General features: G+C 44.3%; 19 protein-coding genes. 12 read left to right on the top strand and 7 right to left on the bottom strand.

All coding sequences use genetic code 11. From position 1 onward, the window contains the following. Window positions 1–79: 79 nt before the first annotated feature. The 3 genes from OSCIL6407_RS0101405 to OSCIL6407_RS0101395 all read left to right on the top strand — a co-directional run bounded on the left by OSCIL6407_RS0101405 (window position 80) and on the right by OSCIL6407_RS0101395 (window position 2,680). Window positions 80–985: an AraC family transcriptional regulator gene (locus tag OSCIL6407_RS0101405; RefSeq protein WP_007353250.1), complete on the top strand. Its 906-nt coding sequence runs from the start codon at window positions 80–82 to the stop codon at window positions 983–985. A gap of 153 nt (window positions 986–1,138) precedes the next feature. Continuing rightward, on the top strand, window positions 1,139–1,894 hold the full coding sequence (locus OSCIL6407_RS0101400) for an NB-ARC domain-containing protein (protein ID WP_007353249.1): 756 nt from the start codon (window positions 1,139–1,141) through the stop codon (window positions 1,892–1,894). Between the two features lie 24 nt (window positions 1,895–1,918). Next, window positions 1,919–2,680, top strand: coding sequence for a hypothetical protein (locus OSCIL6407_RS0101395; protein ID WP_007353248.1), 762 nt, complete (start codon window positions 1,919–1,921; stop codon window positions 2,678–2,680). Window positions 2,681–2,853: 173 nt separating this feature from the next. Here OSCIL6407_RS0101395 and OSCIL6407_RS0101390 read toward each other — a convergent pair whose 3' ends face one another. After that, window positions 2,854–3,891 carry a putative bifunctional lysylphosphatidylglycerol flippase/synthetase gene (locus OSCIL6407_RS0101390; RefSeq protein WP_007353246.1) on the bottom strand — a complete coding sequence of 346 codons (1,038 nt, stop codon included), beginning with the start codon at window positions 3,889–3,891 and terminating at the stop codon, window positions 2,854–2,856. Window positions 3,892–4,124: 233 nt separating this feature from the next. Here OSCIL6407_RS0101390 and OSCIL6407_RS0101385 point away from each other — a divergent pair, with 233 nt between their 5' ends. Then, window positions 4,125–6,176 (top strand): S8 family serine peptidase, encoded by a 2,052-nt coding sequence (locus OSCIL6407_RS0101385; RefSeq protein WP_007353245.1) that lies wholly within the window; start codon window positions 4,125–4,127, stop codon window positions 6,174–6,176. Between the two features lie 96 nt (window positions 6,177–6,272). After that, window positions 6,273–8,195 carry an ATP-dependent zinc metalloprotease FtsH gene (gene ftsH, locus OSCIL6407_RS0101380; protein ID WP_007353244.1) on the top strand — a complete coding sequence of 641 codons (1,923 nt, stop codon included), beginning with the start codon at window positions 6,273–6,275 and terminating at the stop codon, window positions 8,193–8,195. Between the two features lie 210 nt (window positions 8,196–8,405). On the opposite strand, the gene OSCIL6407_RS0101375 is transcribed toward ftsH, so the two are convergent. Continuing rightward, window positions 8,406–9,038: a M23 family metallopeptidase gene (locus tag OSCIL6407_RS0101375; RefSeq protein WP_007353797.1), complete on the bottom strand. Its 633-nt coding sequence runs from the start codon at window positions 9,036–9,038 to the stop codon at window positions 8,406–8,408. Between the two features lie 364 nt (window positions 9,039–9,402). Between OSCIL6407_RS0101375 and OSCIL6407_RS0101370 the strand changes: the two genes are divergently transcribed. The 5 genes from OSCIL6407_RS0101370 to OSCIL6407_RS0101350 all read left to right on the top strand — a co-directional run bounded on the left by OSCIL6407_RS0101370 (window position 9,403) and on the right by OSCIL6407_RS0101350 (window position 13,141). Then, window positions 9,403–9,786, top strand: a complete 384-nt coding sequence (locus OSCIL6407_RS0101370) for a hypothetical protein (RefSeq protein WP_007353795.1) — start codon at window positions 9,403–9,405, stop codon at window positions 9,784–9,786. Window positions 9,787–9,970: 184 nt separating this feature from the next. Continuing rightward, window positions 9,971–10,741: a prolipoprotein diacylglyceryl transferase gene (locus OSCIL6407_RS0101365; RefSeq protein WP_007353794.1), complete on the top strand. Its 771-nt coding sequence runs from the start codon at window positions 9,971–9,973 to the stop codon at window positions 10,739–10,741. A 145-nt stretch (window positions 10,742–10,886) separates the two neighbouring features. After that, the gene (locus OSCIL6407_RS0101360) at window positions 10,887–12,299 is read left to right on the top strand and encodes a radical SAM protein (protein ID WP_007353793.1); all 1,413 of its coding nucleotides are present in this window, start codon (window positions 10,887–10,889) and stop codon (window positions 12,297–12,299) included. A gap of 26 nt (window positions 12,300–12,325) precedes the next feature. Further along, window positions 12,326–12,628, top strand: coding sequence for a hypothetical protein (locus tag OSCIL6407_RS0101355; protein ID WP_007353792.1), 303 nt, complete (start codon window positions 12,326–12,328; stop codon window positions 12,626–12,628). 195 nt (window positions 12,629–12,823) lie between these two features. Beyond that, window positions 12,824–13,141, top strand: coding sequence for a hypothetical protein (locus OSCIL6407_RS0101350; protein WP_019486844.1), 318 nt, complete (start codon window positions 12,824–12,826; stop codon window positions 13,139–13,141). Here OSCIL6407_RS0101350 and OSCIL6407_RS0101345 read toward each other — a convergent pair. After that, a complete protein-coding gene (locus OSCIL6407_RS0101345) occupies window positions 13,115–14,422 on the bottom strand; it encodes a glycosyltransferase family protein (RefSeq protein WP_007353790.1) in 1,308 nt (435 codons plus the stop codon). The genes OSCIL6407_RS0101350 and OSCIL6407_RS0101345 overlap by 27 nt on opposite strands. A 23-nt stretch (window positions 14,423–14,445) precedes the next feature. On the opposite strand from OSCIL6407_RS0101345, the gene OSCIL6407_RS0101340 reads away from it, so the two are divergent. Then, window positions 14,446–14,922, top strand: coding sequence for an ankyrin repeat domain-containing protein (locus OSCIL6407_RS0101340; RefSeq protein ID WP_007353789.1), 477 nt, complete (start codon window positions 14,446–14,448; stop codon window positions 14,920–14,922). Window positions 14,923–15,029: 107 nt separating this feature from the next. Then, on the top strand, window positions 15,030–15,686 hold the full coding sequence (locus OSCIL6407_RS0101335; RefSeq protein ID WP_007353788.1) for a Uma2 family endonuclease: 657 nt from the start codon (window positions 15,030–15,032) through the stop codon (window positions 15,684–15,686). 206 nt (window positions 15,687–15,892) lie between these two features. Here the strand turns inward: OSCIL6407_RS0101335 and OSCIL6407_RS0101330 are convergent, their stop codons facing one another. From OSCIL6407_RS0101330 to OSCIL6407_RS0101315, 4 genes are all read right to left on the bottom strand, one after another. Continuing rightward, window positions 15,893–16,879: a hypothetical protein gene (locus tag OSCIL6407_RS0101330; RefSeq protein ID WP_007353787.1), complete on the bottom strand. Its 987-nt coding sequence runs from the start codon at window positions 16,877–16,879 to the stop codon at window positions 15,893–15,895. A 362-nt stretch (window positions 16,880–17,241) separates the two neighbouring features. Next, window positions 17,242–18,345, bottom strand: coding sequence for a glycoside hydrolase family 1 protein (locus OSCIL6407_RS0101325; RefSeq protein WP_234708704.1), 1,104 nt, complete (start codon window positions 18,343–18,345; stop codon window positions 17,242–17,244). 219 nt (window positions 18,346–18,564) lie between these two features. Next, window positions 18,565–20,448, bottom strand: a complete 1,884-nt coding sequence (locus tag OSCIL6407_RS0101320; protein ID WP_007353785.1) for a glycoside hydrolase family 2 protein — start codon at window positions 20,446–20,448, stop codon at window positions 18,565–18,567. Window positions 20,449–20,575: 127 nt separating this feature from the next. Next, window positions 20,576–20,929, bottom strand: a complete 354-nt coding sequence (locus OSCIL6407_RS0101315) for an STAS domain-containing protein (RefSeq protein WP_007353784.1) — start codon at window positions 20,927–20,929, stop codon at window positions 20,576–20,578. Between the last annotated feature and the right edge of the window lie 8 nt (window positions 20,930–20,937).

Below are 20,937 nucleotides of genomic sequence, written 5' to 3'. Positions count from 1 at the left end.
CCTTATAACTCGTAGTTATAAGGATGAGGCAGCTACTGGAAAAAAATTTGATCCATAGGTATTGGAAGGACCGAAAAGGATGCTAACAGAAAGACCCTTAGCTATTGATTATTCTCAACAAGATGCAACTTCAAAGTTTGTTCCGCGCCCGCTTATTCACTCCAGTCATGACGCGGGATGGAAAAATATTCATCTAGCACACTATCAACTGCCTGCAATGGAAATTCCTGAAATATGTGGTTTGCAACATATAATTTGTCTTCCATTTTGGAAGCAGCCAACAGAAATGGAATTAGCCTTTGATGGTAAGCGTCACCTAGTGCAGCATGACCAGGAGGAAACGGGTTGCATTGAAATACTTCCTGCTTACGCACCTATTAAGGCTAGGTGTAGTCAGGAATTTGATATCACTCACTGCTACCTTGAGCCTACATTTCTTAATCATGCCGCCTATGAGTCAGTAAACCCAGATCGAGTTGAAGTTAATCTCACGCTTAAAAAACCAGATCCGCTAGTTTGGCAAATTATCTTAGCACTGACAGCAGTATTGGAAAACCATCCAAATAATAGTTGCTTTTATGCGGATTCAATGGCGACGGCTCTAGCGGCTCATTGCTTAACATATTACTCAACCCGTAAGCATATTCTGATGGAATATGCTTACGGGTTGCCCAAATACAAACTGAAGCAAGCTATTGAATATATCAACGATCGTTTTAGTGAAAATGTATCGTTAGCAGAAATTTCAGCCGAATTAGGTATGAGTCAATACTATTTCTGTCGATTGTTTAAGCAATCAACGGGAATGACTCCTCATGCCTACTTAATTCAGCAACGAGTAGAGCGATCGAAGCAACTATTGAAGCAGACAGAATGGACAATAAACAATATTGCGATCGAGTGTGGCTTTGCCAATCCCAGTCATTTTGCAAAGTGCTTTCGCCGATACACAGGCATTTCACCTAAACAGTTTCGCATGATTTAGCAAGATTATGTTCAAATCGCAAAGAAGTGTTCGACTTGAGCTGGCAAAACAGATTAAAGTCGCTTTCAAGGTTGCATCAGGTGCATCTAACTTTTTCCGACTGACAAAGTAGCTGTATCGAGTTGACGGAGTGTTTACTTATTATGAATATACATGACATACCAAAATAAACTTTTACAAATACCAGCACAGAAGTTTCTAGAGGCTGAGGCTTGCTGGAATCTCGAACAGTTATATGCAGATTTGACAGCGGCCAAGCAAGACTACACTAGCAGTAGAAAGCAGCGACTCACTCCTTTAGAAAAAACGTACCTGCGAGGATTGCTTTGCAATTATAGCCCGCAGGAAATTGCCGCCGCACTCCATCGTAAATGCACGGGTATTAGAGTAGATTTATCGAGAGGGCTGTATCGCTACATAGAAGTTTTAACGCTGCAACAACCCCAAGACTGGAAAGAAATCCCAACTATGCTAGAAATATGTGGTTATAAACAAAATAGTAGCACAGAAACATTGCATTCTACATTGATAAATTCTGCCCAAACTCCCCAAACTCCCATCGAAAATAGAACTGAATGGGGGCTGGCGGTAGATCCCTCTATTTTCTACGGGCGTACAACAGAAATTGCTAACTTAAAGCAATGGATTTTACAGGAAAACTCTCGCTTAGTTGCTATATTGGGTATGGGTGGCATTGGCAAAACTGCTTTAGCATCTAAGCTAAGAAATATGATTAAAGACCAGTTTGAGTGCTTGATTTGGCTCAACCTCAGTCATGCACCTCTATTGGCAGATACTCTGGTAAATTTAATCGAATGTTTATCCGATCGACCGCTAAGCGATTTAGGTAAATTGCGGTTAGTTAGTCACTCTAAAAAAAAATTTTTTCTAGCTGCGATCGCTCTCTGAGAGCGATCGCAGCTAGAATTTTCTTTGGAGAACCTAATCGCTTCCACAAATGCAATAGAACCGACAATCATCGCTGATGGTATCCAGCGGCTGATTCAGTGTTTACAAAAGCGTCGATGCTTGATAATCTTAGATGAGTGGGAAGCTGTTTTCAGCACTGAGCAGTTAACAGGAAATTATCGCAAAGGTTATCAAGTATATGGGGAATTTCTGAAACAAGTAGGAAAATCGCAGCATCAAAGTTGCTTGCTGTTGACTAGCTGCGAAAAACCCAAAGAAATTGCGGCGTTAGAAGGTCAAAATCAATCTGTACGGTCATTTAAATTGGGTAGTTTGGGAGAAGCGGCAGCGGACATCCTTAAAAACAAGGGTGTGTCTGAAGAAGGTGAATACTCAGAACTGATAGAGGCATACAGCGGCAATCCTTTAGCGTTAAAAATAGTAACAACAACTATTAAGGATATGTTTGGCGGCAGCATTGCTAAATTTTTAAGAAATGGGCTGTTTCTGGGAGATTATAGCGATACGTTATCTCGGCAGTTTAATCGCTTATCAGCATTAGAAATCCAGCTATTACACTGCATGGCGAAAGAAGTCATGCCTGTTGGGTGTGAAAATTTGTACTCAAATATTCAGCAAGATCGGGATTCAGAATTGCTGAAGGCGCTGGAATCGCTTTTAAGGCGATCGCTAATTGAAACAGTCCAAGCAGAAAGTGAAACCCTGTTCGCCCTTCAACCTGCGGTAAAAAAATATCTGATGTCTATTGCAGATTGTAAGCTCTAGGCTATCTTGGAAAGGACGCTATTTTTCGGGACTGTCATGGCATCTCCTACCAATCCTAATTTACCGGATTCATCTATTGAAAGATCTCTTGATGCTGGGTTAGCAGCTTTGAAGGTAAAGGATTATTCAGGCGCGAGCGCCCACCCTACGTTTAATTATGTCCGACTACTTACTTAACGGCGTTCATCTAACCAAGCAAAACCTGCACCGATGGCTTCTGCAAGAATACTAACAAAACGATAGAGAGCAACTGCGCTAACAATTAATGCTGGAGAAAATCGGCGATCTAGAAGTGCGATCGCCGTAGCTTCAAAAACTCCCAATCCTCCCGGAGCTCCTGGTATCACTAAGCCTAAAACATAGGCAAAACTAAAAGCACTAAATAATTGAGGAATCTCGCTAAAATTTATCGAAGTCAAGGCAGTTAAAGTCATTAAGAAACCGCCCCCGCGCAAACCTAAAAAAATGATTTCCCCCAATAAAGGCAGGAAGGGATAGCGTTTAATTTGGGGTATAGAATTAGTAATTGGTAATTGGTAATTGGTAATTGGTAATTGTTCGGATTCATTAAAGCCGTTATCTAATTGATTTTTGTCCCGATCTGTATTACCGCTTTTCTGTATTTGATTTTTACTCCCTAAACCTTTCATTTTTCCCACATATTGAACTAAGGGATTTAAAATATTGGGATGGACGGTCATCAAAATTGCTACTAAACTAAATACCTGCAAAGCTCGATTTTCTGGCTGACTGCCGATGGAAGCAATTAGCAAAGCAGCAGCAGCCATCAACAGCGGTTCTAGCAAAACACTAAGAGTAGCAATTGCTGCCGGGACTCCGACTTCTCTTGCTGCTTGGATGCGACCCCAAAAATGCCAAATATTGCCGGGTAAATACTTCCCGATATTAGTTTTCAGGAAAACTCGGATACCCCAAACAGTATCAACAGATTGATTAAATTCTCGTAAAATCCATAGCCACACCCAACCCGCCCAGATATGAGAAAGTAAAGTAACGCTAAGCGCGATCGCGAGCATGACAACACCCGTCTCGTCAATGCGGATCGCCGCCACTTCTTGCCAGTGATCTTTAAAAGCCTTAGCGACAAATAGGAGAGTACCACCTAAAATGAAATAGCGCAGATATGGCTTGAGGCGCGAAATCACAGGCTTAATTAAGTTGCTAACTCGCTGAAAGTTTTGCTGTACCATTATTGATAGTGTTAAACATCAAGCTCGATCTATCAGCCTGGGGCATCGTCTATGGTTAGGGGCTAGGATGCTTAGGGCTAGGGAAAGAAGGGAAAGAAGGGAAAGAGAATAAAAGTAAGAGTTTCCTCAAACGCCCATCAGTCCAATGCGTAAAAGCTTAGCAACCGCCAACTTACTACAAAGTCACATCTAAAAATCTAAAATCGAATCACCAACTTACGAGAACATCCTTTATGGCAGGCCCCAGCGCTGACGGCAGTTCCTATCTTTTAGACGACAGCCCCAACAGTTTAACCTTAACTCCGGGCTTTTTGGCTCCTTACCCCAATGGACTATTTGCCCTGGGTGGCAATGATTTCATCGTCGGTTCAGGCGATGCTGAACAGATTAGTGGCGACTTTGGCAACGATCGCATTCTAGGCGGTGGTGGTGCAGATATCCTATTCGGAGGTTCCGGTGACGACTTCCTCAACGGTGGTCAAGGCAACGACTTCCTCAGCGGAGAAGCAGGCAGCAATACCCTCCAAGGAGGTCGAGGAGATGACTTATTGATCGGTGGCGACGATGACAACATACTTGTAGGCGACTTCGGCCTAGATACCCTCGTCGGTGGCATCGGCCTAGATATCTTCATCCTTCGTACCGATGCAGCAACACTAGACCCAGGTGCAGCCGATATTATCGGCGACTTTGACAGTTTATCTGATTTTATTGGATTAACTGACGGCATCACCGAGGACGATCTGACTCTACAACAAGTTTCCCTGACTCCCGGCAGTACGGACACCCTGATTCAAATTCGGCAGTCTGGTGCTATTTTGGGAATTGCTCTTAATACCTCCCCCGATGACTTCATCGGAGGTTTCTTCCCTGCTACCAATCTATTAGGGAATGAACTCAACCAAGCTCGCGACTTGGGCGTACTTAACGGCAATAAAACTGTTAGTGACTTCGTGAGCATCGATAAACCACAGGATATCTACCGCTTCACTATTCCTACTATTAGTGATTTCCAATTAGTTCTCAGCAATTTGAGCGCTGATGCCGATGTTGCCATTATTAAAGACATCAACGACGACAAATCTATTGATGTCACAGATATTATCGATTCCTCCGAACAAGCAGATACAGAACCAGAGCAAATTACTATTGATTCCCTTTCCGCAGGAACCTATTACGTTAAGGTTTATCAATACGAGGGCGACACTAATTTCAGCTTGAATTTGTCGGCGACACCCAGCAGGGGAAACCCAGAAGGCATCGGTACGCAGAATTTTGACACTCGCTTCGGGTTTGGTTTGGTAGATGCAGCGGCCGCCGTTGCTCGTGCTGCTAACGCTCCTACTTTCCCAGACGTTCCTGATTTGGGTGGAGATGAATGGGGACGGGATTTAGTCAAAGCTCCCGAAGTTTGGGCAACAGGAATTACTGGGGAAAATGTAATAGTCGCGGTTCTAGATAGCGGCGTTGACTACAATCACCCCGAATTGTCAGACAATATATGGACAAACTTAGGCGAGACTGGTGTCGATCGCAACGGAATTGACAAAGCTAATAATGGGATAGATGACGATTTCAACGGCTTTATTGACGATTTTCACGGGTGGGATTTTATCGATAACGATAATGACCCGATGGATGAAAACAGTCACGGCACTCACGTATCCGGCATCATTGCTGCTAAACAAGATGGCGTTGGTATTACTGGGGTTGCTCCCAATGCCAAGATTATGCCTCTAAGGATACTTAACGCCGAAGGATCGGGCAAAACTGAGAATGAACTTGCTGCAATTCAGTATGCGATCGCAAATGGAGCAACTGTGATTAATCTGAGTGTGGGCGGTACAACATTGGAAACCGACGAACTAGAACTGATTCGCTTTGCACAAGCTAGAGGTGTAGTGGTGGTTTCGGCTGCGGGCAATGACTCCGGCCCTCGCCCAGATTACCCAGCCCGCTTTGCTTCCGAGGTAGGAATTGCCACAGGTTCAGTAGACCGCAATCAGAACCTTTCTTACTTCTCCAACCTTGCGGGTACTACAGTCCTCAATTATGTGGTTGCGCCAGGAGGAGAAGGGGGAAATCGAACTCAGGATGACATTTATTCGACAGTACCGTTATCTTTCCCTGGTATTCCCTATCGTTACTACGCAGGTACTTCGATGGCAACACCGCACGTATCTGGGGTTGTAGCTTTGATGCGGCAAGCTAATCCGAATTTGACGGCAGCCGAGATTAACAGGATTTTGGTGGAAACAGCCAACAGTTCTGGGGTGAGTGTTTAAAATTGGCTACTTTCAGTATGCAGAAAGAGCAAGGTTCCAGCCAAAAAGTTAAACTAGAATAAGGTTTAAGGCTGTACTCAAAAGGCGATCGCAATTATGAAAGGTCTTAGGAAACAAGCGTGGATAGGTCATCAGGCTGCAAAAAGCGACAGGCACCAAGCTAATATTGGGCGGCACTTGTGGCGCATCCTGGCCAGTTGGGCGATTTCCTCCAGCGTCATGCTGGGAGGGCCAGCCTTTGCCGACACAGCGCCAAACAGCATGACCTACAGCCAACTGCTGCAAAAAATCGAGCAGGGGCAAGTCTCCAAAATAGAACTAGATCCCGCCCAACGGCTAGCCAAAGTCAGGTTAGAGGGGCAAAAACCAACCGATCCAATGCAAGTGGTGAGCTTATTTGAGTACAACGCAGAACTCTTAGAGCAAATCCGCGCCAAAAAAGTAGATTTTGAAGTCAAGCCCTCTAGCGACAACAGTGCAGCAATGGGGCTAGCAGTCAATCTCTTGGTAATTTTTCTCGTGTTGGGCGTGTTAATGGCAATTCTGCGGCGGTCAACTCAGGCCCAAGGAAATGCCATGAACTTTGGCAAATCGAAAGCTCGCTTTCAAATGGAAGCCAAAACTGGCGTACTCTTTGATGATGTAGCTGGCATTGAAGAAGCCAAAGAAGAATTGCAAGAAGTCGTCACTTTCTTGAAAAAACCAGAGCGTTTTACGGCGATCGGTGCAAAAATTCCCAAAGGAGTATTGCTCATCGGGCCTCCTGGTACTGGTAAAACTTTACTGGCAAAAGCGATCGCAGGGGAAGCAGGCGTTCCCTTCTTCAGCATCTCCGGTTCCGAATTTGTCGAGATGTTTGTCGGTGTTGGCGCTTCGCGGGTGCGTGACTTATTCAAAAAAGCTAAAGAACACGCTCCCTGTATCGTTTTCATCGATGAAATCGACGCAGTAGGCCGACAACGGGGCGCAGGAATTGGCGGCGGTAACGACGAGCGAGAACAGACTCTCAATCAGTTACTCACAGAAATGGACGGCTTTGAAGGTAACAACGGCGTGATTATCATTGCCGCTACCAACCGCCCTGACGTGCTCGATACTGCCTTGCTGCGGCCGGGACGTTTCGATCGCCAAGTAATGGTAGATTTGCCCAGTTTCAAAGGCAGATTGGGGATTTTGCAAGTTCACGCCCGCAACAAAAAACTTGACCCGGAAGTTTCCTTAGAAACGATCGCCCGCCGCACACCCGGATTTTCCGGCGCTGACTTGTCGAATTTGCTCAACGAAGCCGCAATTTTAACAGCCAGACGGCGCAAAGATTCGATCGCCAACCTCGAAATTAACGACGCGATCGATCGGATCACCATCGGCCTCAAACTCAACCCACTTTTAGACAGTAAGAAAAAGTGGATGACAGCCTATCACGAAGTCGGACACGCCCTCGTCGCCACCTTGCTGCCAAATTCTGACCCCGTAGAAAAAGTAACTATCATCCCTCGTTCCGGCGGAGTTGAAGGCTTTACCAGCTTTACCCTCGACGACGAAATGGTAGACAGCGAAGGCCTGCGAAGCCGCGCTCTGCTGTTAAACCGGATTACAGTAGCCTTGGGCGGACGCGCTGCGGAGGCCGAAATCTATGGGCCAGACGAGATCGATACTGGTGCAGGCAGCGATATCAGGCACGTCACCGCCCTGGCTAGAGACATGGTAACGCTCTACGGGATGTCGGATTTAGGCCCTGTAGCTCTAGAAAGTCCTAATAACGAGGTATTTCTGGGTCGAGATTGGATGGCGCGATCGGAGTATTCCGAAGAGATGGCCGCTAAGATTGACAGGCAAGTACGGGCGATCGCGCTTCACTGCTACGAAGAATCCCGCCGCCTAATCCGCGAAAACCGAGCTTTAATCGACCGCTTAGTGGAGATTCTTCTAGATATGGAAACCATCGAAGGAGACGAGTTTAGGCAAATCGTAGCTCAATACACCGAATTGCCTAAAAAACAATTAGCACCTAGTCGTTAGGGTTAACTGTTATAGCTAGGGGCTAGGGGCTAGGGGCTAGGGGCTAGGGAAAGAGGGGGGCGGGGGAGCAGGGGGGCGGGGGAGCAGGGGAGATGGGGGAGATGAGGAAACTCTTTCCCCAATTGGCAATTAGCAATTAGCAATTAGCAATTAGCAATTAGCCATTAGCAATTAGCCATTAGCCATTAGCAATGGTAAGTCCTATTTTTTCTATTGCGACGAACTAGAGAAGCGAGAGCTTTGCTGAGCGTACATTTCCCGCAGCACTAAAGCCGGATCTACCCAGCGGCCACCATACTTCAGCCCCCAGTGTAAATGAGGGCCAGTGGTGCGGCCGCTCATCCCAACTCTGGCAATTCTGGCACCAGCAGGAATCGTTTGGCCTTCCCAAATTTGTAGGCCCCCTTCGCGATCGATGTAATAGGGTCTGCCATTAGCAGTTTCTACCCGTCCTTTAAGGTGACAGTAGGTGTGTTCCCAATCTCCAGAACGAACTGTAATTCCAGTACCGCATCTGCCATCTTCCCAAACTTCCGTAACTTGACCCCCCCACCAATTGCGGATGTAGCTACCTTCAGGGGCCGCTAAATCTAAACCATAGTGAAAATCGCCGCCGCGCGGGCCGAAGCGAGAGGTGTAAGCTTCAAAATTTTCTACCGGGAAAGAAGCGGCTTGCCAAATGTTGGCTGTAGCAATTTGCTGTACTCTGGAATCCTGAGCCTTTACTAACTCCTGCTTCAATCCCATCGTTACAAAACCCGCGCCGATCAAGCCTGCCAGCAACAATATCGGTTTTGGACGAACAAAGCGCTTAGCAGTCGGTCGCGGTGTAGAATTTTGCATGATATTTCTCACTCCTGAATTGCCCTTTATACTTGCGAGTGGTTGTTGCATTTCATGCCAATTCGCTTCGATCTTCCCTGTTATTGCTTAGGCGAGCTGGCAGTTAATCAGTTTACACCGAAGTATCTTACTCTATGCAGCACCCGTGTCAAGCATTCGGCTTAAATCTGAGTTAAGCTTAGTTCCAAACGCTTCTGTAGCTCATATTGTGTGTGTTGGCATCGTTATTTCCAGGTTTAACCGCAGATAAACGCAGATCGGCGATCGCCTAAGTTTTTTACACTGCCGATGCTACTGGAGAGGATTTCAAGGGTTTAGATGCAATCTCAAACCCAAATTCTCAGCTCTACAATTGACACCGCCCATGTTAACAGAAATTTTTCCGTTTATATTTGCTGTGGATGCGACTGCGATCGCTGGTGCATCTTTGTGGTCTTTGGCTTTATATTGGGGCTTATCGCCTGTGAGCGAATGGGTGATAGTACAGCTCAACCGCTGGATGAATTTTGCCGAGCGATCGCTTTATACTTCAGAATCTGAGTTTGAAAAGACTCGCCGCAGCAGAGAAGCTTTAAATTCTTTTTATGCTTCGTTGTTGAGTATTGTACCGTTCTTACTAGCAGGTTGCTTGTGTAATTGGGGAGTAGAATTAGGTTTGGGTCGCAGTTGGGCAATTAGTATGGGCGTGATTGCTTGCGTTAGTGGTGGCGTTTATGAGTTGGGGCGGAGAGATGGTCAATCTGACTAAAGTTTTGAGTTTTTAGATTGGGCTTTTTAAGCATCGGAATTATGGCCGGGGCGGGTTTATAGGATTTGTCAATACTTATCAAATATCTTGGCGAACCCGCCCCTACAAAAATTATTATGATACAATTACGAATCAAACGGAAATGATATAACAATTAACAACCAACAACTAACAACTAACAACTATGACATTTCCAGTTTATTTTCCGATCGGTTCATTTCAACTTCACCCTCACCTTTTATTTGAATCTCTAGCCTATGCGATTGCCTTTCGTCTAGTCATACTTAATAGTCGCAACGATACAATCAAAGCTACTCAGCGAACTTCTGTTATCGTGGGTGGCATGGTAGGCGCTTTAGTAGGAGCAAAATCCCTTGTTTTACTACAACATCTCGATTTACTACCTCAAGATTGGCAGCAATTCCTTTTGCTTTTCATTCAGGGGAAAACAGTAGTTGGTGCAATACTTGGCGGCTTAATTGGCGTAGAATTAACAAAAAAAATGATTGGTCTTACCCGTTCCACTGGCGATGTTTTCGTCTATCCTTTGATTGTGGGAACTGCTATCGGAAGGATTGGTTGTTTTCTCACCGGATTGAGCGATCGCACTTACGGTATTGCAACTAATTTACCTTGGGGTGTAGATTTTGGCGATGGAATTTATAGACATCCCACCCAATTGTATGAGATTATATTCTTAGTGATTTTGATGGCTTTTTTACGCATTCGCAGCCGTTACCAACGGCAAGAAGGCGACCTGTTTAAATTTTATATGATAGCCTATTTAGGCTTTCGGTTGATCGTAGATTTTATTAAGCCAGATTTTCACCCATTTTTAGGTCTGACAGCCATTCAAATTGCTTGTCTTCTAGCTCTAGTTTATTATCGCCGCAGTCTCGGAAATCTGTTTAGGTTTACTCAACCTGTCAATACCTTAGAAATGAGCATTAAATAGTTTATTTAAAGGTATGTAGTTGCGCTTTAGTGCTGAAGTAGAACTAGGTAAGTAAAGAGCGCTGAAGCGCAACTACATACAAAATGCAGTAGTTATTTAATTCTTATTTCTAAACTCAAACTATAAAATAGTAAATACGAATCCTATGCCTACTCGACCTTATCTATTTTATGCCTTAACTAACAGCGTTTGCTCTAAGTGCTTAACAAAAGTTGAGGCAAAGATTATCTTTCGCGATGACTGCGTTTACCTAGTTAAGCATTGTCTGATTCACGGACAAGAAGAAGTCTTAATTGCTGACGATATTGACTATTATAAATTAACCCAGGAATTTATCAAACCTGGGGATATGCCACTCAAATTTAATACCCCAATTAAATATGGTTGTCCCTACGACTGCGGACTTTGCCCAGATCACGAACAACATAGCTGTTTGACTCTGATAGAATTGACAGATAAGTGCAATCTTTCCTGTCCTATTTGCTATGCTGACTCTGGTATTGAAGAGATTTCACCTCATTCTAATCAATCCAGATTACATCGCAGTTTAGCACAAATTGAAATGATGTTAGATGCCGTAGTTGCTAATGAAGGGGAACCGCAAATTGTGCAACTTAGTGGCGGCGAACCAACTCTCCATCCAGAGTTTTTTGAAGTTATGGATTTGGTGAAAAGCAAGCCAATTAAGCACTTGATGATCAATACAAATGGTGTGAGAATTGCTAAGGATCGAAAATTTTGCGAACGCCTTAGTCAATATATGCCGGGAATTGAGATATATTTGCAGTTTGATAGCTTTGAAAAATCCACACTGGAGGAGTTGCGAGGAGTAGATTTAAGAGAGGTAAGAGAAAAAGCTATTACTAACCTAAATGAGTATAATATTTCTACTACCTTAGTTGTTACTGTCAAAAAAGGTTTAAACGATCGTGAAATTGGCAAAATTATCGAATATGCCTTGCAGCAAAAATGCGTTCGTGGTGTCACTTTCCAACCGATACAGGTAGCGGGAAGATTAGAACAATTCGACCCCAAGCGAGACAGATACACTCTCACAGAAGTTCGGCGGTCAATTTTGCAGCAAAGTTCTTATTTCAAACCAGAAGATATTATCCCAGTTCCCTGTCATCCCGATAGCTTGGCAATGGCTTATGCACTCAAGTTAAATGGTAAAGTGATACCGTTAACTGGTATGATTGACCCAGATGCTTATGTGAAGATGATGCCGAATAGCGTACTTTACGAGCAGAATGAAGAACTCAAAAGTAAGATTTTTGAGCTATTTTCCACTAGCCATTCTCCGAAGTCAGCAGCAACATCTTTAAAACAGTTATTGTGCTGTTTACCGATGATGGCGGTTCCCGAAGGGATTACCTATGAAAATGTATTTCGGGTGTTGATTGTCCAGTTTCTCGATCCGTTTAACTTTGACGTGCGCTCTGTGAAACGGTCTTGTATTCACATTGTACACCCAGATGGAAGGATTATTCCATTTGATACGTTTAATATGTTTTACCGCGAGGGAAGTGCTGGGCATCATTTAGTTACTAATCGGTGAAATTAAAAGTAGGATAAATATAAACTATGGTACGAAGAAATGAGATTTTAGGGATTGTTTTAGGGATTCTCCTCTTATTTGTAATACACAGTTTAACTATAACTGCGCTCATATTTTTGTCTTCTTATCTGCCCTTTTTTAATCGCAATTATAACTTTTTCTGGATTCCTGTTTCTATTGGCTTGTGGCAAATTGTCTATGCAATTCCTCTGATTCTTTTGATGAAAAGAAAGCAAAAATGGGGATTGATGAAAGGTGTTATTATCTGTGCAGTTTTGACAGCTTTACTAAATGGAAGTTGCTGGATATTATTTACTTTTCCTAGATGAAATAACTGAAGAAGGGGCTAGGGGCTAGGGAAGAGGGAAGAGGGAAGAGGTTACGACCTAATGGATTATGAACCAGATGTCAGAGTTGGAGTTGCCCTAATTGCCAAGAAGGTTGCTATAAATAAAATACCGCCCAGAGGGCGGCGTTACGTAAGTGTTCAAAACAATAAATTGCGAATAGGAGAAATATAAATTATGTCAGAAAGACCGGAATGGAGAGATATTTTGGTAGGAATTGGCTCATCATTTTTTATGAATATAGCATTTGTTTTCCTCGGCCTCGTGCTAACATCTATCGGTTATTCTATGCCTGCAATTAGCTCTTTTACTGTTGTAATATCTTATGCAATTATTGGTATAGGATTATCTCAACTTTTATATATTGTCCCCATTGTTATTAGCCTAAAACGAAAACAAAAATGGGGAGAAATGAAAGGGGTAATAATTGGTGCAATATTGACAGCATTAATCAGTGGCGGGTGCTTTTTATTGCTTTTCTCCTTCATTGGATAACAATAAAAGTTCTTCACACACCAGTTGAGCTAGTTTGTTGGCTGCACCTGATTCTCCTCGCACTGCACACAAACGTTCCCGCATTTCTTCTAACTTTTCAGGATGATTTAAGTAGTCGATTACCAATTTTGCTAAAGCTTCCGGTTCCAGTTTACCGATTAATTCTGGCACTATTTCTTCCTGTGCCCAAATATTCGGCCAAGCAAACAGTTTTCCCTGTCTCATTTGGAATGCTAACCAGTTAATTACAGTAGCAAAGACAGAACCAAATAATGGTAAATTTGCGAGTAATCCCGGTATGCCATTCCAAGTTTTCATCGCATCCATTTGTTGCATTGGTAGCAAGACAATCATTGGTACTGCTAAAGAACCCAATTCAGCAGTATTAGCTCCAACAGTTGTTAAACAAAGGCTACATTGAGATAATAAGTTATAGGCGGGAAACTGGGTATAAAGTTCTAAGCGGACTCCATTTGTTGTGAGTAAAAACGGAGATTCTGCTAAATGTAGTTCAGCACTGATGTTACCAAATAGGGGTAAAACTTTATTTTTTTTAGGGTCTGCAAAACTTGCTAAAGTGTGTAAATCGAGAGTGGGGGCAACTGGAATTACGAAGCGAGTCTGAGGACGAAGACGGTGAATATGTTCTGCGATCGCTAAACTTAAGGGTACGCCGGAAGCCAATTTTGCCGCTTTTGAACCAGGTAACATTCCTATTAATTCCGCGTTGGCTTCGTCACGCCGCCCTGTGGGGGGTTCCTCTAGCGCCCGCAGGGCGGCGTTACGGAGGTTTTCGTTGCCTAAATCGGCCATTAAATCGCCAACAACTTTAAGTTTATGGGCATATTTTTGAGGAATGCTGGCGATCGCATCTGGTTTCATCACCCCAAAGCGATCGATCCAATGCAGCCATCGCGCTTCCCATTCAGCATAGACGACGGTGCGATAGTTTAAACGCTTGCCGATGACTACAGTAAAAAATTGATCGCCGCCTAGAAATAAAACCACTCCTTTGTCCCGCCAATCCCAGTTTTCTGCTGTTTTACCCGACAATAAGAAGGGGAAAAAATGCTCTGCTGCTTGTACTCTATCTACTTCTGGGTAGGAAAGCGCGATCGCAGCTTCCGATCCAGAGGCGTTGGGACAAGGGGATAGTATAACGGAAATGCGGACGAGAGTGCGATCGCATCCCAACTGTTGTCGCAAAGCTTGTACTACAGGGCGCACCCATGTAGTTATTTCCCCAGGGCCGTTAGAGAGGATTAAAATATCTACTGACATCTGATTTGAGATTTTAAAAGAACATGACAGAACTAATTAATGCCGCGAAAACGGGTGATATTTCCACTGTAGAAGCTTTGATCGAGCAGCGTACAGATGTCAATGCCAAAGATGATGATGGGTTGACGGCTTTGACTGCTGCGGCAGAGGCCGGACAAGTGGAAATCGTGCAGAAGTTACTGAGTGCTGGTGTCGATGTCAATGGCTGCGATAATGATGGCTGGACGGCTTTAATGGGGGCTGCTGCTGCTGGACATACAATTATTGTAAAAGCACTACTAGATGCAGGTGCAGATGTGAATGCCAAAACTAATTTTGGTTTGACTGCTTTGATGAGTGCTGCTGGTAGCGGCCATGCGGAAGTTGTACAATTTTTGTTAGAAAAAGGAGCGGATATCAAAGCCAAGGATAATAATACTTGGACTGCCTTAGTTTGGGCTTCATCGGAGGGTCATAAACAGGTAGTTGAGGTGTTAAAAGCAGTTCGCGATCGCCATTAATCCTTTAGAAACTAGGTTTCTGTAACGTCGCTCTCTAGGCGGTTAAATTACCTCTCTGAGGGCAGCGTTACGATATAATTAACTAATAACTTAGCCATCTTTCGATTATGGTACAGTTTAATCAAGAAACTCGTTTACCTACTAGCGCTGAATTACCTAGTTCAGATGATACTCCTGTGGACAACGAAAATCAAAATTTTCTGCCCAATTTACTCTTATTCTTACTAAAATTTCATTGGAGTAAGCGTAATGACTGGTTTTTTGGCGTGGACATGGGGGTTTATCACACAACTGGTGTAAGCCACCTTGTGCCAATTATTCCCGATGGTTTCCTGAGTTTAGGAGTTCAGCGTTTTAAGGGTGATACTTTACGTTTAAGTTACGTTCTTTGGGAGGAAAATAATATTCCTCCGATATTCGCCCTAGAGGTTGTTTCTCAAACTTATGGCGGCGAATACGATAAGAAAATGGAAATTTATGCTGGCTTAGGCGTGTTGTATTATGTGATTTACAACCCCTACTATTGGCGACGAGATTTGCATCAAATCTTTGAAGTTTATCGCTTAGTCGATGGCGAGTATGAATTGCAAATTGGCGAACCTTTCTGGATGCCAGAGGTGGGTTTAGGAATTGGCAGAGGCAGATATCAAGATGGTGCGAAACAGTTAGAAGTGCTGTACTGGTACGATGAACGCGGTTCTCGATATTTGACAGCAGAAGAATTAGTCGATCGCTATCGACAGCAATTTGGTGAACTGCCATAATCTAAGTTTAGTAGGGTGTGTTAATAACGCACCCTAATGTTAAAATTTCCTAATTCATAATCAGCCGCAATTAAAATATTTCAGTTAATTATAATATCTCAAATTGTGGGTACTCCCAGCTTTTATTTATTTAAAAAATTACTCAAAAAATTAACGGTAAGCTATTAAATAGCTTACCGCCAAACTCACTGTCTAAAGTCACTATTCTAGCCAATCAAGAAAGTGCCGTTAGGAAGTACACCTTGAACGGTCAAACTTAAATTTGCTCCTCCCTCAATCACACCAAATACGTCTCCAAACCGTGTTTGGATCGATAGATTGTTACCTACAGGAGTCAGATTGTAGTTAGTCAATGAAGAGCCTTGCAATTGGATAAAATCATTGACTACATCAAAGTTCCGAATTGTGGCCTGGCCGTTACCCAAATAGAGGGATGTAGGTGCAGCATTACCGGAGGTTGCAGGAACTCCCAGCACGAAGTTATCGGTTCCCGGACTACCAATTAGGACATCAAATTCATTGGTTCCAAAACTTTCATACTGGCGATTGCCGCTGCGATCTACACCTACTTCAACTCCAACAAGTTCGACATTCCCTACACCAACGCCAGTTAGGACATCGTTGCTGCGGCTACCGACAAAAGTTGCTGAACGGTTGACCTCAAATTGCCCAAATTGGAAGTAGTGATCGCGGCCTGTTTTCAACGCTCCAGAGTTGATAAATGGCACAAGATTGGGATTTTGCTCTAAGTATTCTGGTTCAAAGAAAGAAGTGCCAAAACGACCTTCTTCGACACCATATTGGATAAAGTGCTGGTATCCCGACTTGAAAGTTCCATTCTGAATGAATGGCAATAACTCTGAGTTATTTCGCAAATAAAAGTCTTCGTTATACTCAGGGGATACTTGAGTGCGACGAGCTCCTTCTTCATAACCAAATTGGATGAAGTGATCGAGGCCAGAAGCAAAAGGCGCGTTTGGGTTGACGGTGCGGACAAAGGGTGTAAGATCGGGATTGCCAGCAAGGTAGGTTTCTTCGTCAAAATACCGCGATATTTTAGTTAAACCAGCAGCTTGACCAAATCGTTCAAAGTGTTCTTTGCCGGAGCCGATCAGTCCGCGATCGACTGCATCTTTCACAAAACCATATTGGGAAAGATAGTATTGTTCGTCAAAAATGTCGTAATTTGCCATAATCACCTCGGAAAATTGCGATAAAGTTTATGCCCAAAGTTAATAACTTTGAGTTGGTTTGAAAGAGATATAAATGACTTGACCTAAATTTGTTCTACAGTGTTTCGCAGAGCTTTACGGAAAGTTCTAAAAAAAATTATTACAGTTTCTATAGTATTAGAGCCTCTGCCTTTAGATTGATTTCTTTTTGAAAATAAAAAATACAGCAGGAGGGCACTACCCCTCTCACCAACCATCAAATGAGGGTTTCAGACCTCTGGGCGGGCACGGGGGCACCGCCCCTACCGAGAATGAAACAGGTTTAACAGACAAGTACGGGCATATTGTAACGCCCGTACATTTTAACAAAACCTGCCCTGCCTTTAACAGTTACCAAGTTGCTGTCTTTGTCGCTGCAATTCATCTGCTAGGGGTTGATAAATTTCGCGATCGCCTACTTCATTACAATAATCCCATAGACCGTTATAACAGTGGCGGTCGTCGTTCCAACCGGGATGGTTAACAATGGGATAAAGGCAGATACCATCAATTGGTACGCCTGCTGCGATCGCAGCAGCTACCTCGGTACAGACATAATTAAACCAAGCTGGTCGCGCCTCGTCTTCACACCCTGTTTCTGCTATGAATAAATGGCAGCGGTAGCGATCGTAAACCTCCCGCAGCATCTCCCGAAATGGGCGGTAAAGCGCATCGGTATATTTCATCGGGTCTTCGTTATGAATCCATTGGTTGCGATCGTAGTAATTCACACCAATGATATCGAGATATTTTTCTTTGCCGCCAAGTTCAGGACACATCCGCCCCGCTAACATATCCCAAGCTTGGTACTGCGATAAACGGTAGTTTTCGGCAACATCTATATCCTCTGGCTTGTCGGGGTCAGCGATAATATTGATCGCTGGATCTATCTGAACAATTCGCGCTCCCGGACTGACTTCCCAGACTTCTTCAATCGCCGCGATCGCAGCTTTCACTAACTGCCTTTTCATCTCATCGCCCCGCCCTTTAGAATAAGGGTTAATATAAGCTACTTCACCGCCCGCCCACGCAATAAATGATATCTCATTCACAGGCGTAATCATTGGTATTTGCTCGGTTTCTGCCGTCAATAACTCCATAAAAGCGCGAACCATTGCTGCAAATCTTCGCAGGAATTCAGGGCTAAAAATGTCGATATCGTCAGGCCAACCATAGTGAAACATATCCCAAATCACCTGCATTCCCAGATCGCGGGCAGTGCGGATCATCGGCAATACACTAGAAAAGTCATACTTTTCCGGTTCCTGTTCAATTAAGTGCCAGCGGAGGCCTTCACGAACAGTATAAATGCCTTGTTCTTGCAGTCGTTTGTAGTCAGCAGCTACAAACTTATCGTGAGCAGTTGCGGCAACTACATCAAGGCGTTTTCCAGATTGCAAGCGGTGGGTGGAGCATTCAAACCCCCCCATGAAAAAACTTTTAAACATTTGCGGTAATTTGTAATTGTTAATTGTTAATTGTTAACGGTTAACGGTTAACTGTTAACGGTGGGGACGGGGCGGGTTTTGTTGAAAGCTTATCTGTTGGCTACAAAGGTTATCTGCTAAACCCGCCCCTACAAGGCTGTTAACTGGTAAAAACAATTAACTATTAGCAATTAGCCATTAGCAATTAGCAATTAGCCATTAGCCATTAACCATTAACCATTAGCAAGAACCAAGAATTTGCGGATCTAAACGTTCTTCTGGCGCACCCTGGCCAAGAGTTGCGGCTGCGATCGCCTCTATCGGAAACTTAGGAGTGCGATCGGCATACAGCAAACCATTAGCTTCTTGGAAAGTATCAGTCAACTGCGTATAACAAAAGCCGCTGAACATCTCCACCTGATTAACAACGGCAAGCAACCCCCCATATCGTTTTTGCAACTCAGAGACATCAGTAGATCGCACATATCCCCACACCCTATGAAAATCGGGATTTTCCCGACCCGCGTAAGCGATGCCGCCAAACTCAGTCAGCATTACTGGTTGCCCTTGGTGGGGATGACCATCAAGGGTCAGAATCCGCCCTCCGGGGCGATCGCGATCTAGAAGTTTTGATAAATCAACCTGCGGCCCATAGCGCTTTGCCAAACTTTCGGGGTTATTATCGTAGTCGTGAATAGCGAGAATGTCAGTATCGATACTCTCCCAGCCGTCATTCCCGATCGCGGGGCGTGTCTGGTCAAGGGTTTTAGTCAAGTAGTAGAGTGCTTGTACATAGTTGCGGTGGGCTGCTGTCTCGACTAAATTAGGCACTCCCCAAGATTCGTTAAACGGAACCCAAACCACGATGCACGGGTGGCTGGCATCCCGATCGATGACTTCAGTCCACTCCCGCGTCAGCCGAGCTACGGCTTTAGGAGTGAAGCGATAAGCGCTGGGCATTTCTTCCCAAACTAACAAGCCCATCACGTCTGCCCAGTATAAGAAGCGGGGGTCTTCAATTTTCTGGTGCTTGCGGACACCGTTGAAGCCCATTGCTTTCACCAGTTCGATATCTTGGCGAAATGCTTCGTCGGAGGGGGCTGTCATCAGCGTATCGGGCCAATAACCTTGGTCTAGAATCAGGCGCAGGTAGTAGGGGCGGCCGTTGAGCATGAAGCGATCGCGCTGTATACTCACAGTCCGCATTGCCGTGTAAGACTTCACCTCGTCCAACATCCGACCTTCGCACCACAACTCTATCTGAGCATTAATTAATGTCGGCTTCTCTGGACTCCACAGCAACTCGTTGCGGTAGTCGTCAATACCGGGATCGGACAGGGCAATGCGGCGGTGAATTTCGCCGTTGATGACTTCGTAGGTATCGTTGACCAGCAGCAAGCAACCAATTGACAGCCTGACTTTGATTTGGATACCATCGTAGCGATCGCCTGCAACGAAAGCCTCGAAACCGAGCTCCCACCTTTCAAACTGCGGAGTCCAGCGGATGCGATCGATGTAAGTCGAGGGTACAAGTTCGGCCCAAACAGTCTGCCAAATCCCCGTGGTGCGTGGATACCAAATACTGTGAGGTTCTAACTGCCAATCTTGTTTCCCGCGAGGTTTCGCCAAATCTTGGGGGTCATCTTGAGCATGAACTGTCACCCGCTGCGGCCCATTTTCGTTCAAGACTGCCGTAATATCAGCGCTAAAAGGAGTATGCCCCCCTTCGTGCTCCATTACGAATTGACCGTTAACCCAGACACGAGCGTGATAATCTACCGCCCCGAAGTGGAGTAGAACTCGCCCCTCAGCTTTCGGTACATCAAACTCGCGCTCGTACCAGCAATTCGGGTGAAAACCGCGATCGCCAATACCGCTCCTAGCCGATTCTGGAGCAAAAGGCACTTCAATCGTGTGAGTCCACTCCGCAATATCGCTCGGTTGAACGCACAGCCCCGTATCATCATAACTAAACTTCCACGAGCCGTTAAGACAAATCCAATTGCTGCGCCGCAATTGTGGGCGAGGATAGCCCGTTTTTTGCCCATGAACAGTTGTCCTGTTCTCAAAAGTTGCCGGCTCTTCAATATCGCAATTTTCTACCGCTCTACCTAACCAACTCATCAACACATCTATCTCAGGTTATATTTCTATTCTAGTCAAAATTGCCAAACTTTGACTAAGTTCGTAGTAGGTCTTTATCCCTAATTTATAGAATTTAGGGCTAAATTCCTATTACGACCGAAATAATTTAAAGTGCAACACTTTTCAAACCTCCTACCTTTTCAGTTAATTCACTGGGAACAGGAATTTCTTCGCCACTCGGAAAACAGTTAAACATTTGCTCTAAACCCGTCAGTTCAAATAACATCCTGACTTGTTCGCTCATTGAAGATATCAAAAGGATGCAATTTGACGCTTTAACAAGTTTCATAATTGAAACTAAAGTCATTAATCCCGCATTAGTGAGAAAAGTAACGTTCTTGAGGTCGAGCATCAGAATTTTACCTCCATTTTCAATTATTTTCTCAATTTCTTTCTGAAAATGGAGAGCGTTAGCACTTTCCAAAACATCGGGTGACAAAGTAACTTTAACTACGCTCATTGCTATGG

The organism is Kamptonema formosum PCC 6407, from assembly GCF_000332155.1.
GTDB classification, from domain to species: Bacteria; Cyanobacteriota; Cyanobacteriia; order Cyanobacteriales; family Microcoleaceae; genus Kamptonema; species Kamptonema formosum.
The sequence above is the reverse complement of the archived record's forward strand: the minus strand, read 5'-3'. Positions and strand labels throughout refer to the sequence as shown.